The organism is Streptomyces sp. NPDC050988, from assembly GCF_044456225.1.
Lineage (GTDB): Bacteria > Actinomycetota > Actinomycetes > Streptomycetales > Streptomycetaceae > Streptomyces.
Genome location: NZ_JBITFQ010000015.1, coordinates 12,626 through 25,537 on the forward strand (window position 1 = coordinate 12,626; position 12,912 = coordinate 25,537).

The 12,912-nt window shown below is 71.3% G+C and carries 12 protein-coding genes and 2 pseudogenes; 8 read left to right on the top strand and 6 right to left on the bottom strand.

What is annotated here, in order from left to right; genetic code table 11:
- Nucleotides 1-88 precede the first annotated feature (88 nt).
- Nucleotides 89-637 (bottom strand): MarR family winged helix-turn-helix transcriptional regulator, encoded by a 549-nt coding sequence (locus tag ACIBEI_RS28390; RefSeq protein ID WP_398893082.1) that lies wholly within the window; start codon nucleotides 635-637, stop codon nucleotides 89-91.
- A gap of 118 nt (nucleotides 638-755) precedes the next feature.
- Between ACIBEI_RS28390 and ACIBEI_RS28395 the strand changes: the two genes are divergently transcribed.
- Entirely contained in the window at nucleotides 756-1,271 is a 516-nt protein-coding gene (locus ACIBEI_RS28395; protein WP_398893083.1) for a YceI family protein, read from the top strand.
- 259 nt (nucleotides 1,272-1,530) lie between these two features.
- A pseudogene (locus tag ACIBEI_RS28400) lies at nucleotides 1,531-1,740 on the top strand (WYL domain-containing protein); the annotation flags it as partial.
- Nucleotides 1,741-1,845: 105 nt separating this feature from the next.
- On the opposite strand, the gene ACIBEI_RS28405 reads toward ACIBEI_RS28400, so the two are convergent.
- Together ACIBEI_RS28405 and ACIBEI_RS28410 are read right to left on the bottom strand one after the other, a co-directional pair.
- On the bottom strand, nucleotides 1,846-2,175 hold the full coding sequence (locus ACIBEI_RS28405) for a MazG-like family protein (RefSeq protein ID WP_398893084.1): 330 nt from the start codon (nucleotides 2,173-2,175) through the stop codon (nucleotides 1,846-1,848).
- A 130-nt stretch (nucleotides 2,176-2,305) separates the two neighbouring features.
- Nucleotides 2,306-2,881 (bottom strand): DoxX family membrane protein, encoded by a 576-nt coding sequence (locus ACIBEI_RS28410; RefSeq protein WP_398893085.1) that lies wholly within the window; start codon nucleotides 2,879-2,881, stop codon nucleotides 2,306-2,308.
- A gap of 188 nt (nucleotides 2,882-3,069) precedes the next feature.
- Here ACIBEI_RS28410 and ACIBEI_RS28415 point away from each other — a divergent pair, with 188 nt between their 5' ends.
- Both ACIBEI_RS28415 and ACIBEI_RS28420 read left to right on the top strand, forming a co-directional pair.
- Complete coding sequence (locus ACIBEI_RS28415) at nucleotides 3,070-3,396, top strand: nuclear transport factor 2 family protein (protein ID WP_398893086.1); 327 nt, start codon at nucleotides 3,070-3,072, stop codon at nucleotides 3,394-3,396.
- Nucleotides 3,397-3,533: 137 nt separating this feature from the next.
- On the top strand, nucleotides 3,534-4,547 hold the full coding sequence (locus tag ACIBEI_RS28420; protein WP_398893087.1) for an aldo/keto reductase: 1,014 nt from the start codon (nucleotides 3,534-3,536) through the stop codon (nucleotides 4,545-4,547).
- Between the two features lie 318 nt (nucleotides 4,548-4,865).
- Here the strand turns inward: ACIBEI_RS28420 and ACIBEI_RS28425 are convergent, their stop codons facing one another.
- Entirely contained in the window at nucleotides 4,866-5,663 is a 798-nt protein-coding gene (locus tag ACIBEI_RS28425; RefSeq protein ID WP_398893088.1) for an SDR family oxidoreductase, read from the bottom strand.
- 143 nt (nucleotides 5,664-5,806) lie between these two features.
- On the opposite strand from ACIBEI_RS28425, the gene ACIBEI_RS28430 reads away from it, so the two are divergent.
- The gene (locus ACIBEI_RS28430; protein ID WP_398893089.1) at nucleotides 5,807-7,453 is read left to right on the top strand and encodes an alkaline phosphatase D family protein; all 1,647 of its coding nucleotides are present in this window, start codon (nucleotides 5,807-5,809) and stop codon (nucleotides 7,451-7,453) included.
- Nucleotides 7,454-7,572: 119 nt separating this feature from the next.
- On the opposite strand, the gene ACIBEI_RS28435 is transcribed toward ACIBEI_RS28430, so the two are convergent.
- Nucleotides 7,573-8,580 (bottom strand): Gfo/Idh/MocA family protein, encoded by a 1,008-nt coding sequence (locus ACIBEI_RS28435; RefSeq protein ID WP_398893090.1) that lies wholly within the window; start codon nucleotides 8,578-8,580, stop codon nucleotides 7,573-7,575.
- A gap of 161 nt (nucleotides 8,581-8,741) precedes the next feature.
- Between ACIBEI_RS28435 and ACIBEI_RS28440 the strand changes: the two genes are divergently transcribed.
- The 3 genes from ACIBEI_RS28440 (at nucleotide 8,742) to ACIBEI_RS28450 (ending at nucleotide 12,529) form a co-directional block, all read left to right on the top strand.
- On the top strand, nucleotides 8,742-10,136 hold the full coding sequence (locus tag ACIBEI_RS28440; RefSeq protein WP_398893091.1) for a multidrug effflux MFS transporter: 1,395 nt from the start codon (nucleotides 8,742-8,744) through the stop codon (nucleotides 10,134-10,136).
- Nucleotides 10,088-11,266, top strand: coding sequence for a serine hydrolase domain-containing protein (locus tag ACIBEI_RS28445; protein WP_398893092.1), 1,179 nt, complete (start codon nucleotides 10,088-10,090; stop codon nucleotides 11,264-11,266). Before ACIBEI_RS28440 ends, ACIBEI_RS28445 begins: the two co-directional genes overlap by 49 nt.
- A 255-nt stretch (nucleotides 11,267-11,521) precedes the next feature.
- The gene (locus ACIBEI_RS28450; RefSeq protein ID WP_398893093.1) at nucleotides 11,522-12,529 is read left to right on the top strand and encodes a small ribosomal subunit Rsm22 family protein; all 1,008 of its coding nucleotides are present in this window, start codon (nucleotides 11,522-11,524) and stop codon (nucleotides 12,527-12,529) included.
- On the opposite strand, the pseudogene ACIBEI_RS28455 reads toward ACIBEI_RS28450, so the two are convergent.
- A pseudogene (locus tag ACIBEI_RS28455) lies at nucleotides 12,518-12,676 on the bottom strand (amidinotransferase); the annotation flags it as partial. The gene ACIBEI_RS28450 and the pseudogene ACIBEI_RS28455 sit on opposite strands and share 12 nt — an antisense overlap.
- Nucleotides 12,677-12,912: the final 236 nt, after the last annotated feature.

The following is a 12,912-nucleotide window of genomic DNA, read 5'->3' on the forward strand; positions in this document are numbered from 1 at the left end:
GGGGGTGCCCCGGACATCACAGCCCCTCACTGTTCGGCCACCAAGGCCACCAAGGCCACCAAGGCCACCAGGGCCACTATGGCTACGGCTACTGCTGCTTCGGCTTCTCGGTGGCGTGGCCCTCGGCCCCGGGGACCGGCGGCACCGGCAGCAGGTCGTGCAGTTGCGCGTACCGCTGGGCACAGGCCGTCTGCGCGATGGCCTCGGAGACCGCGTCGGCCAGGGGGCGCGAGGACTCGCTCAGCAGGCGGCGGGCCTTGTCCGTGAGGGTCACCTCGATGCCGCGCCGGTCGCCGCACGCCGAGTTCTTGCTGATCAGCCCCGCGTGCTGCAAGCAGGCGACCTGGTAGGTCAGCCGCGTCTTCGGGCGCCCCAGCAACTCCGCGATCCGGGTCATCCGCAGGCTGGAGCCGGGCTGGTCGGCCAGTAGGCACAGCACCAGGAACTCGTCGTGCGAGATCCCCATGGCGTCCTTGACCCGTGAGCGCAGCGACTGCTCGATCGCCCCGGCCGCGGCCAGCAGCCGCATCCAGGCCCGCAGCTCCGCCGGCAGCAGCCCGGCGTCACCTGCCGGCAGCCCGTCGCCGCCCGTCGGCTCACGTTCGGGCTGGTCGGCGGGGGAGGGGGAGTCGGCCATAGTCCCCAAGTCTACCTGTTGTTCAATTTTAGATAATCGGCTAGCGTGGGGTCATCCAAATTTGGATTACTGAGTCGATCGTTCGAAACCGTCATTCGAAAGCGTCAGGAGAAGTCCCATGACCGTCGCCGTGGAAACAGGCTTGTGGCAGCTCGACCCCGCCCGCACCACCGTCGCCATCAAGCACAGGACGATGTGGGGCATGGTCGCCGTGAAGGGCGCCTTCGGCGGCGTCATCGGCGAGGGCGAGGTCCAGCCCGACGGCACCGCCCGCGGCACGATCACCCTGGACGCCGCGTCCCTGGACACCAAGAACCGCAAGCGCGACGAGCACCTGCGCGGCGGCGACTTCTTCGACGCCGACCGGCACCCCTCCCTCGTCTTCGCGGTCCGCGACGCCATGGTCCGGCAGGACGACACCGTCGAGATATCCGGTCAGCTGACCGTCCGTGGCATCAGCCGCCCGCAGTCCGTCACCGCCCGCGTCACCGGCGCGACCGCCTCCGCGGTCACGCTCACCGCCGAGTTCACCGTGGACCGGGAACAGTTCGGCATGGGCTGGAACCAGATGGGCATGATCCGCGGCCTGACCACCGTCACGGCGACGCTCGCCTTCACACGTACGTCCGCGTAGGCGAATCCACGTACGTCGGGCCGGTAAGCGCGTACGCCCGCGTATGCCCGCGTATGCCCGCGTACGTCGGCGCGGGCGTACGCGGGCGGGGTTTGCCGAGGCCCGGGCCAGGGGCTGGAACGGGGTCTGCGAGGCGGGCCGATCACTTGAACCGTCGCGTCGAAGCGGCGGCCATGGAGGTCGCGCGGGGGCCTCGCGCGACGCGGGATTGGGTGAGGTCGTCGCACCGGACGACCACTGCCTGCCGCGGGGTCGATGCCTGCTGGACACCGCGCTGGCCGTCCGCGCGGAGGAACCCGACGCGGACGGCCGGCTGCGGCTGGAGGTGACCTTCCAGGACTCCCGCCACGCCGAGTGGGCACTGTGGCAGCTCGGCAGGGACGCGGAAGCCCTGGCACTGCAGTCGCTGCGCACCTCCCTGCACGACCGCGCCGCCGCGATCGCCGCCCGCTACGGAGACCCGTCCTGAGGCCGGCCCGCTTCCTCGGCGATCCGGGCGAACCGGCCGGCGTTCACCCGCAGGCCGGACAGGCGGGATACGACATCTCCCGCACGGAACTTCCCGCGCGGAGCGCTACGGCCCCGGGTCGAGCGAGCGGTCCGTCACGCGTGCCAGGTGCGCGGCGAACACCTCGCGAGTCTCCGGCGTCAGCGTCCGCAGGGCCACCGCGGCCGTGATGATCACGTCGCACAGCTCGGACCGGACGTCGTCCCACGTGTGGGACACGCCCTTGCGCGGGTTCTGCCCGGTGGCGCCGATCACCGCCTCGGCGACCTCGCCGACCTCCTCCGAAAGCTTCAACATCCGCAGGAGCAGGGCCTCTTGGGGCGGGCGGGCCGGCTGGGCACTCGCCAGCCGGTCCTGGAGACGGTCGATGGACTCCCAGAGATCGTCGTCGCTCATGACGGTCAGCGTGTCACGGGCCCGGCCGCACCAGGGCGGGTGCCGGTGACGGTCCCTGTGGCAAGCGGCTCCAAGCCGCTCCCGAGAAGTCCCGGGCGGCCCAAGCAGTCCAAGGAGATCCCAAGCCCTCCTAGCCGCTGTACGACATGCTGTCCTCGTCGAACAACTCCCCCTGCTCGCCCTCCCGTTCGCTTCTTCCGCTGCGCAGCCGCTCGCAGCGGAGCCCCACGACGGCCAGCGTCGCGGCCGCCGTGCCCGCGAGGGCGACCGGCACCATCCAGCCGCGGTCGACCGCGTGGCCGAGGGCGTGGTCCAGCGAGAGCCGGCCGGGACCCGTGACGGCGAGGCCCGCCGCCGCGAGGCCCAGGGACGCGGCATGCTCGTAGCCGCCACTCTGGTTGAAGAAGCCGTTCGGGGCGTGCACCGCCGACGCGCCCGCCATCGCACCGGCCGCGGCGGCGCCGGCCGCCGGGGTCGCGAGGCCCAGCGCGAGGAGCGTGCCGCCGCCCGCCTCCGCCAGGCCCGCCGCGGCCGCGCTCGCCCTGCCGGGCGCGTACCCCACGGACTCCATGAACTGGCCGGTCCCGGAGAGCCCGCCCCCGCCGAACCAGCCGAAGAGCTTCTGCGTCCCGTGCGCCGCGAGCACCCCGCCCGTGGCGAGGCGGAGCAGCAGCAGTCCCAGGTCGCGTCGGTCGAAAGAGGTCACGGTTCTCGTCACTCCTCGGATGTCCCGGCTGGTGTCCCGACCGGCGTCCCGGTCGGCCGTTCTCACGCGAACGGCGCCTGTTGTCTCGTACGCCGCCTGCCCACCGTCGCACCGAACGGTCGCCCGGGTGCCGGCCCGCGCCGCCGTTCGGGTGGCGGGGGCGGCCGGGCGGTGTGAGTCTGACGTCCATGACGATTCAGGTAGCCAAGCTGAGCAACCCGGCCGTCCGGGAGTTCGTCAGCGCCGTGAACGCCCATGACCGGGACGCCTTCCGGGCCGTCCTCGCGCCCGGCGCGACCATGTCCGACGACGGTTCGGACCGCGACCTCGACGAGTGGACCGAACGGGAGATCTTCGACTCCCACGGCCATATGGAGGTCGACAACGAGTCGGACGGCGGCCTCGCCCTCCTCGCCCGCTACAGCAACGACGCCTGGGGCGAGATGCGGACGCGGTGGAGCTTCACCGTCGACGGCGGCGGCAGGATCTCCCGCTTCGAGACCGGCCAGGCGTAGCGACCGCGGCGATTCGGCCGTCGGAGTCCTGCCCCCCCTGTGGTCTTGCCCTGCGGTCTTGCTCCGCGGTCGTGCACTGCGGTCGTGCTCCCGCGGTCTTGCCCTCGTGTGCACTCCAACTCCTAGCGTCCATGGGCATGGAGAGCAACGGAAGCACGCGGAACGACGACGGACGCAGGACTCTGGGGCGCAGCGGTATCGAGGTGAGCGCCCTCGGTTTCGGCTGTTGGGCCATCGGCGGCGAGTGGACGAGACCCGACGGGCAGCCCCTGGGCTGGGGCAAGGTCGACGACGACGAGTCCGTACGGGCGATCCGTCGCGCCCTCGATCTCGGCGTCACCTTCTTCGACACGGCGGACGCGTACGGCACCGGGCACAGCGAGCGTGTCCTCGCGCGGGCGCTCGGCAAGCGGCGGGCCGATGTCGTCGTCGCGACCAAGTGGGGCAACGTCATCGACGAGGAGCGCAGGCTCGCCGTGGGCAGCGACGACTCCCCGGAGTACGCCCGACGCGCGCTGATCGCCTCACTGCGACGGCTGGACACCGACCACATCGACCTCTACCAGCTCCACATCTCCGAGGCCGACCCGGAGCGTGCCGCCCAACTCCGGGACATCTGCGAGGAGTTCGTCCGCGAGGGACTCGTCCGTGCGTACGCCTGGAGCACCGACGACCCCGAGCGGGCCGCGGTATTCGCCGAGGGCGAGCACTGCGCGGCCGTGCAGCACCGCCTCAACGTCCTCCAGGACGCACCCGAAATGCTCGCGCTCTGCGAGGAGTCGGGGCTCGCGAGCATCAACCGCAGCCCGCTGGCCATGGGGTTGCTGACCGGCAGCCGCGGGCCCGGCCAGCCCCTCGAAGCGGGCGACATCCGCAGCAGGCCGCCCGCCTGGCTCCCGGGCTTCAGCGACGGCGGCGGCGCCGACCCCGAGTGGCTCGCACGCGTCGACGCCCTCCGGTCCGTCCTCACCAGCGACGGCCGTACGCTCGCCCAGGGCGCCCTCGCCTGGCTGTGGGCCCGTAGCCCGCGCACCGTGCCCATCCCCGGCTTCCGCTCGGTCGCACAGGCCGAGGAGAACGCGGGCGCACTCGCACAAGGCCCGCTCAGGGCAGGGCAGTTGGCCGAGATCGACGAGGTCCTGGGCCGCTGAACTGCGGACGCACGGGCTCTCACCCGGATTGATGGGCAGCCGTTCCGTGGCCCGGGTCGCAATCCCGCGGTCCCACGCGGAATCCCCCCACCCGAACCGTCGGAACGGCTGCCGCCTCCCCCCAGAGGTGTGGCACGGAAGTCCTGTGCTCCAAGTGTGAAGTTCTGGTGGAGGAGTGTCGAGCATAGGCCGCCTACCGGCAGGTATGGTCCGGAGGGGAGTATTCCGTTTGTGCAGATTGGCTGGGCCCCCGAAGGGGCGCGGGGAACCGCGCGACCAGCCACGTACAACCGCACCCTCCGTACGGCCGGCGGCGGCCTACCCCCGCCCCACGTACGGCATGGCGGTAGCGAGAACCGTCGCGAACTGCACATTCGCCTCAAGCGGCAACGCCGCCATGTGCCGCACCGTACGAGCCACGTCCGCCACATCCATCACCGGCTCGGCCACCACCTCCCCGTTCGCCTGCAGCGCCCCCGTCTGCATCCGCTCGGTCATGTCCGTCGCCGCGTTGCCGATGTCGATCTGCCCGCAGGCGATCCGGTAGGGCCGCCCGTCCAGCGACAGCGACTTCGTGAGGCCGGTCAGCGCGTGCTTGCTCGCCGTGTACGCGGCCGAGTGCGGGCGTGGCGTATGGGCCGAGATCGAGCCGTTGTTGATGATCCGGCCGCCCTGCGGATCCTGCTCCTTCATCTGCCGGTACGCCGCCTGCGCGCACAGGAACGCCCCGTCGAGGTTGGTGCCGACCACATGCCGCCAGGCCTCGTACGGCAGCTCCTCGAACGGAACTCCGCCCGGGCCGAAGGTGCCCGCGTTGTTGAAGAGGAGGTCCAGCCGCCCGAAGTGCTCCCGTACGGCGGCGAAGAGCGCGGCCACCTCGTCGGGGTGCGAGACATCGGTGCGCACACACAAGGACGTGCTGTCCTTCGCGGCCGGCTGCCCCGGCAGCCCCTGCCGTGCCGTCTCCGCGAGCGCCGCGGTCTCCTCCAGGCGCTCCGCGCGGCGGCCCGCGAGCGCCACCGACCAGCCGGTGCGCAGCAGTTCCACGGCCACGGCCCGGCCGATCCCCGAGCCCGCTCCCGTCACGACCGCGATCTTCGTTCCCTTGGCGTTCATGGCCCAGCAGCGTACGTGAGGACGGGCGATCTTCCGCCACGCGAATCTCATCTGTCCGACATCTGACTGGTGTGTACGTGACAGTCCGGCGTCGAATCTGATCACTCCAATACCTAGTACAACAACAGTCAGGGGAGGGCCAGATGACACTCGCAGGCAACCAGCAACAGTCGCAGCACGCCCCCGAACTCCGCGCCGCCGCCCGTCACCTCGGACGCCGCCGTTTCCTCACCGTCACCGGCGCGGCCGCCGCGCTCGCCTTCGCCACCAACTTGCCGACCGCGGGCGTGGCAGGAGCCGCGGAACTCGACGCGGCGAAGATCACCGACGACCCCTTCACGCTCGGCGTCGCCTCCGGCGACCCGCAGGCCACCTCCGTGCTGCTGTGGACCCGTCTCGCACCCTCTCCGTTCCAGGCCGACTCCGGTCTGCCGGCACAACGCGTCGTCGTACGCTGGGAGTTGGCCCGCGACGAACGCTTCAGACACATCGTCAGACGCGGCGCCGCCGTCGCCCACCCCGAGTTCCACCACTCCGTACACGTCGAGGTCGGCCACCTCGACTCCGACCGGGTCTTCTACTACCGCTTCCGCGTGGGCAGTTGGGTCAGCGAGACCGCCCGTACACGCACCGCGCCCTCGTCCCGCTCGGACGTCTCCGAACTGACGCTGGCCGTGGTCTCCTGCCAGGCGTACCACGACGGGTACTTCACCCCGTTCGGCCATCTTGCCGAGGACGACGTCGACGTGGTCTTCCATGTCGGCGACTACCTGTACGAGTACGCGGTCAACTCCGTCGGCGGCGTGCGCAATTACACCGACCGCGTGCTGCCCGACATATTCAACCGGGAGACGATCACGCTGGAGGACTACCGGCTGCGGTACGCCCTCTACAAGACCGACCCCGACCTGCAGGCCGTGCACGCCGTGCACCCCTTCGTCGTCACCTGGGACGACCACGAGACCGAGAACAACTATGCGGACGACATCCCCGAGAACGACGTACCGCCGGAGGAGTTCCTGCTGCGCCGCGCCGCCGCGTACCGCTCGTACTGGGAGAACCTGCCGCTGCGTCACCCGCAGCGACCCGAGGGTGCCGACATGCGGCTCTACCGCCGTCTGAACTGGGGGCGGCTCGCGCAGTTCGACATCCTCGACACCCGGCAGTACCGCACCGACCAGGCGAACGGCGACGGCTGGAAGACGCCCACCCCCGAGTCGGAGGCCGAGTCGCAGACCCTGCCGGGGCTCGCCCAGGAGCGCTGGCTGACCGACGGCTGGAAGCGGTCGAACGCGCTGTGGAACGTCGTACCGCAGCAGGTCGTCTTCGCCCGCCGCAACCACGCCACCGCCGGCAACACCACCCTCAGCATGGACGCCTGGGACGGCTACCCGGCCTCACGCCGGCGGCTCCTCGCGGGCGCCGAGGCCGCCGGTGTGGAGAACCTGATGGTGCTCACCGGCGACGTCCATGTGTCGTACGCCTTCGACATCAAGCAGGACTTCGCCGACCCGGGGTCGCGGACGCTGGGTACGGAGATCGTCGCCACGTCGGTCACCAGTGGGCAGAACGGGGCCGCCCGGCCCGCCAACTGGGCCGGTTACCTTGCCGCCAACCCGCACATGAAGCACTACAACGGGCACCGGGGGTATTCGACGGTTCGCCTCGGGCGGGAACTGGCTCGGGTGGACTTCAAGACGGTGGCTGCCGTGACCACGCCTGGGGCTGCGATCACGACCGCCGCGTCGTTTGTCACCGAGGTGGGGGATCAGGGGTTGAAGCCGGTGTAGTGCCTGCGGTGGGAGGAGTGGGGGACTGCGGGTGGCTCGTCGGGTGCGGGTCGGTCGTGGCTGGGCGCGCAGTTCCCCGCGCCCCTGAAAGCCAAAAGACTGCGCAGTTCCCCGCGCCCCTAAAGGGGCGCCACCTCGCCCGGATACGTGACGCCGACGCGGTCCCGTACCGCGTCCAGCGTTCGCATTACTGCCAGGGTGCCGTCGAGGGGGACCAGGGGGGACTCGGTCTCGCCGGCGCGGAGGCAGCGCATGACCTCTATGGCCTCGTGCTTGAGACTGGCCCGGGTTCCGTCGGTCGCGCTCGCGGTGAACTCCTGTGGGTCGCGGCCGTCGCGGTGCAGTACGAAGCGGTCGGCGTGGAAGAAGCCGGACGGGATGTCGATACGGCCCTCGGATCCGGTGACGGAGGCGGAGGTCGACGTGCCGCCCACCAGAGAGCAGTGCAACGAAGCGAGAGCACCGCTCTCCCAGGAGAGCAGCATTCCCGTCTGGAGATCGACGCTCTCGTCGGAGAGCACCGCTCTCGCCATCACCTCCGAGGGCTCACCGAGCAACAGGTGCGCGAACGACACCGGATAGACACCCAGGTCGAGCAGCGCGCCGCCGCCCTGCGCCGGATCGCGCAGCCGGTGGGTGGGAGGGAAGGGCCCCGAAAGACCGAAGTCGGCCTGGACCGTGCGGACCTCACCGATCGCCCCCTCGTCGACCAGCGCCTTCAAGCGCCGGATCAGCGGGTTGCAGTACATCCACATGGCCTCCATCAGGAAGCTCCCGCGCTCCTTCGCGAGGCCGACCAACTCCTCGGCCTCGCGCGAGTTCAGCGTGAAGGCCTTCTCGCACAGCACGTTCCGGCCCGCCTCGAGACAGAGCCCGGCCGCCGCCCGGTGCGCCGAGTGCGGAGTCGCGACGTACACGACATCCACGTCCTCGTCCGCCGCGAGGCTCTCCCAGTCGCCGTACGCCCGGGGTATCCCGAACCGCTCCGCGAACGCCTTCGCAGACTCCTCGGTGCGCGACGCCACCGCGACCACCTCGGCGTCCGGCAGATCGATCAGATCCGCCGTGAACGCCCCGGCGATCCCACCGGTCGCCAGCACGCCCCACCGCACACGCTCTCCCGCCATCCCAACCCCTCGCTCCATGAGCACGATCATCCGATGGCCGAAGACCCGAACCCGAACGCGGTCGACGATCCGAACGTCGCCGACGACTCGAACGCGATGGTCTCGACCACCTGTACGAGCTGAGAGCATAGGTGGCGTATTCCACAAACAGGGAGGGGCACATGTCCGAGCGTGGCCGCACCACGCGGGACCAGGACGGCCCGGAGGGGCACATACCGAGCGCGGCCGTTACCGGGGCGGTCACCGACGCGGTCGACGTGGGCGACGCGGTCGACGCGGTCACCGAAGAGACCGCGACCGCCGCTGCGGCGGCACCGGTACCGCCACCGGAGGCCCGCCGTTCCGTGGGACTCCTGGTCACCCTTGTCCTCGGCGGCCTCACCGCCGTACCGCCGCTGTCCATGGACATGTACCTCCCGGCGCTCCCGGAGGTCACCGACGCGCTCCACGCGTCCGCGGCCACCGTGCAGCTGACGCTCACCGCGTGCCTCGCCGGCATGGCGCTCGGACAGCTGGTCGTCGGCCCGATGAGCGACAAGTGGGGGCGTAGACGGCCGCTCATCGTCGGACTGCTCCTCTACGTCGTCGCCACCGCCGTCTGCGCGGTCGCGCCCACCATCGAACTCCTCGTCGCCTTCCGGCTGCTCCAGGGCCTCGCGGGCGCCGCCGGGATCGTCATCGCACGGGCCGTCGTACGCGACCTCTACGACGGCGTCGACATGGCCCGCTTCTTCTCCACGCTCATGCTGATCTCCGGGGTCGCGCCGATCATCGCCCCGCTCATCGGCGGACAGGTGCTGCGCATCACCGACTGGCGGGGCGTCTTCTACATCCTGACCGCCATCGGGATCGTGCTGACCGTCGTCGTCTGGCGGATGCTGCCCGAGACCCTCGCGCCCGAGCACCGGCACAGCGGCGGCACCGTCGAAGCGCTGCGGACCATGCGCGGTCTGCTCGCCGACCGCGTCTTCACCGGCTACATGCTCACGGGCGGCTTCGCCTTCGCGGCGCTCTTCGCATACATAAGCGCGTCGCCGTTCGTGATCCAGGAGATCTACGGCGCCTCCCCGCAGACGTACAGCATCCTCTTCGGCGTCAACTCGATCGGCCTCGTGGCCGTCGGCCAGATCAACGGCAAGATCCTCGTCGGCCGGGTCAGCCTCGACAAGGTGCTCGCGGTCGGCCTCGGGATCATCACCACCGCCTCGGCCGCGCTGCTGCTGATGGCGAGCGGGGTCTTCGGCGAGGTGGGTCTCGTCCCGATCGCCGTCGGCCTCTTCGTCCTCATGTCCGCGATGACCCTGTGCATGCCCAACACCAACGCACTCGCCCTCATGCGCACCCGGCACGCCGCGGGCTCCGCCTCCGCGCTGCTCGGCACCTCCTCCTTCCTCGTCGGCGCGCTGGCCACACCCCTCGTGGGCATCGCCGGGGAACACACCGCGGTCCCGATGGCCGTCGTCCAGTTGGCGTGTTCACTGGTCGCCGTCGGCTGCTTCGTGGGACTGTGCCGTCCCTGGCGGAGACAGGCGGACGCGAAGGGAGCAGAGAGCTGAGCGCACCGAGACTGCGCCTCGGCACACCGGAACGTGCCGGGCTCGACCCCGACGAACTCGACCGTCTCGTACGGGAGTTCCGGCGGCTCACCGACGGGGACCGGCCCTGGGCCCCGGGCGCCGTACTGGTCGCCGGACGCGGACCCGTGATCGCCGTCGAGGAGGCGGCGGGGTGGGCGGTGCGGTACTCCGCGTACGACGAGGTCACCGGCGCGGGCGTCGAGCTGCCCCGCGAGGCCCGCGTCCCGGCGGCCGCGGACACCGTCTTCGACCTGGCCTCCCTCACGAAGCTCTTCACGAGCGTGGCCGCCGTGCAGCAGCTGGAGCGCGGCACGCTCGGCATCGACGCCCGGGTCGGGGCGTATCTGCCGGACTTCACCGCGGCCGCCGAGTACGGAATCACCGTGCGGCACCTGCTCACCCACACCTCCGGGCTGCGTCCCGAACTCCCGCTGTACGACTGCCGGGACGACAGGGCGCGGCTCGCCCTGCTGCGTGCCGAGGAGCCGCTGACCGCGCCCGGCGGCCCGTACGCCTACTCGGACCTCAACATGCTGCTCCTCCAGCACGTCCTCGAACGGATCACCCGGCGCCGCCTGGATGTCCTCGTCCGGGACGGCATCACCCGGCCGCTCGGGATGACGGCCACCGGGTTCGGACCCCGCCCGGACGCGGCCGCCACCGAGGACCAGCGGCTGCCGTGGGCCAAGACGGACCGGGGGATGCTGCGGGGCGAGGTCCACGACGAGAACGCCTGGGCGCTGGGCGGAACCGCGGGCCACGCGGGCCTCTTCTCGACGGCGGGCGACCTGGCGGTCTTCTGCCGCACGCTGCTGGCGGGCGGCTCGTACGGCACGGCCCGCATCCTCGGCCCCGACTACGTCGAACTCCTCCTCTCCCCACCCGGCCTCGGCTTCGCCCTCGACCAGCCCTGGTTCATGGGCGAGCTGGCCGGCCACGGAGCCGCGGGCCATACGGGCTTCACGGGTACGTCGCTGGTCCTCGACCCGTCGACGGACACGTTCCTGGTGCTCCTGGCGAACACGGTCCACCCGCGCCGCCGCCCCTCGGACAGCGGCCCCCGGGCGGCAGCGGCGACACGACTGGCACGGGCGGTACGGGGGGCGTGAGCGGTGCGCTGGTTTGTGAGCAGTGCTCTGTTCTGCGGCCGGCGCTCTCGGCTGTCGGCGCCTGTGCCGGATTGTGAGCGGTGCTCTGGTACGCGAACGGTGCTCTGGTACGCGAACGGTGCTCTGGTGCGTGAGCGGTGCTCTGGTGCGCGAGCGGTGCTTCCGGCTGTCGGTGCCACGCGTGGTGTGAGCACTGCTCTCGCTGGAGAGCACCGCTCACCCGACCCGCACCGGCACCCCTCGTAGACTTCCCCCGTGACCGTCCCCGTTTCCCCAGCCGAGACCCTGCGCGTGGCCCTGGCGGGGCTGCTCGACGGGCTGCCGACGAAGGCGGCCGCGCAGGCCGTCGAGCGGCTGATCGTGAACTACCGGGGGACCACCCCGACCGACGCCCCGATCCTGCGCGACCGCGCGGACGTGGCCGCGTACGCCGCGTACCGGATGCCCGCGACCTTCGAGGCCGTACGGGCCGCGCTGGACGCCTTCGCGGACGTCGTGCCCGAGTGGACGCCGGGCCGCCATGTGGACGTCGGCGGTGGGACGGGCGCGGCCACCTGGGCCGTCAACGCCACCTGGCCCGAGGAGCGGCCGGTGACCGTGCTCGACTGGGCCGAACCCGCGCTCGCCCTCGGCCGTGAACTCGCCTCGCGGAACCCGCTGTTGAAGTCCGCCGAGTGGCAGCGCTCTCGTATCGGAGCGGCGCTCACCATCGAGAGCACTGATCTCGTCACGGTGTCGTACGTCCTCGGCGAGCTCACCGAGCAGGCCCGCACCGAAGTCGTGGACGCCGCCGCGAGCGCCGCCCAGGCCGTCGTGATCATCGAACCCGGCACGCCGGACGGCTACGCCCGTGTCATCGGGGCCCGCGACCGCCTCGTCGGCGCCGGCTTCCACATCGCCGCCCCCTGCCCGCACAGCGCCGCCTGCCCGATCGTCCCCGGCGAGGACTGGTGCCACTTCTCGGCCCGGGTCAGCCGTTCCTCGCTGCACCGGCAGGTCAAGGGCGGCTCACTGGCGTACGAGGACGAGAAGTTCAGCTATGTCGCCGCCACCCGCTTCCCGGTGACCCCGGCCTCCTCCCGGGTCGTACGGCGGCCGCAGATCCGCAAGGGGCAGGTGCTCCTCGACCTGTGCGAGACCGAGGAGCAGCTGCGCCGCTCGACCGTGACGAAGCGCCACGGACTCCTCTACAAGGCGGCCCGCGACGCGGACTGGGGCGACGCCTGGCCGCCCCCGGTCCAGGGTGACGGCTCAGACGCGTAGCTCCTGCGTGCAGCACTTCACACTGCCGCCGCCCTTGAGCAGTTCGCTCAGGTCCATGCCGATCGGCTCGTACCCGCGCTCCCGGAGCGGGTCGAAGAGGCCGGTCGCGGACTGCGGGAGCAGCACGTGCAGACCGTCGGAGACGGCGAAGTCGCCCTCGCCCTCGTTGATGTGGACCGGTTCGCGGACGCGGTCGAAGCCGTTCGTCTTGAACACCATGTCCGGCAGGCCGCGGCGGGGGAGGTGTAAGGAGGGCTCCTTACGAAGGCCGCGGGTACTGCGGGTACTGCGGGTACCGCGGGGGTAGTTGGTGCCCATGGTGTGCCGCGAGTGGGTCTCTCGGCGGGAGCCGAACGGGTTGGGTTTCGCCCCCGCCGCCCCTA

What these genes read in the sequence shown, in the direction of transcription:
- ACIBEI_RS28390 (WP_398893082.1), bottom strand. Translation starts at nt 637, where the DNA reads ATGGCCGACTCCCCCTCCCCCGCCGACCAGCCCGAACGTGAGCCGACG.
- ACIBEI_RS28435 (WP_398893090.1), bottom strand. Translation starts at nt 8,580, where the DNA reads ATGGCGGGAGAGCGTGTGCGGTGGGGCGTGCTGGCGACCGGTGGGATC.
- ACIBEI_RS28430 (WP_398893089.1), top strand. Translation starts at nt 5,807, where the DNA reads ATGACACTCGCAGGCAACCAGCAACAGTCGCAGCACGCCCCCGAACTC.
- ACIBEI_RS28420 (WP_398893087.1), top strand. Translation starts at nt 3,534, where the DNA reads ATGGAGAGCAACGGAAGCACGCGGAACGACGACGGACGCAGGACTCTG.
- ACIBEI_RS28405 (WP_398893084.1), bottom strand. Translation starts at nt 2,175, where the DNA reads ATGAGCGACGACGATCTCTGGGAGTCCATCGACCGTCTCCAGGACCGG.
- ACIBEI_RS28415 (WP_398893086.1), top strand. Translation starts at nt 3,070, where the DNA reads ATGACGATTCAGGTAGCCAAGCTGAGCAACCCGGCCGTCCGGGAGTTC.
- ACIBEI_RS28440 (WP_398893091.1), top strand. Translation starts at nt 8,742, where the DNA reads ATGTCCGAGCGTGGCCGCACCACGCGGGACCAGGACGGCCCGGAGGGG.
- ACIBEI_RS28425 (WP_398893088.1), bottom strand. Translation starts at nt 5,663, where the DNA reads ATGAACGCCAAGGGAACGAAGATCGCGGTCGTGACGGGAGCGGGCTCG.
- ACIBEI_RS28395 (WP_398893083.1), top strand. Translation starts at nt 756, where the DNA reads ATGACCGTCGCCGTGGAAACAGGCTTGTGGCAGCTCGACCCCGCCCGC.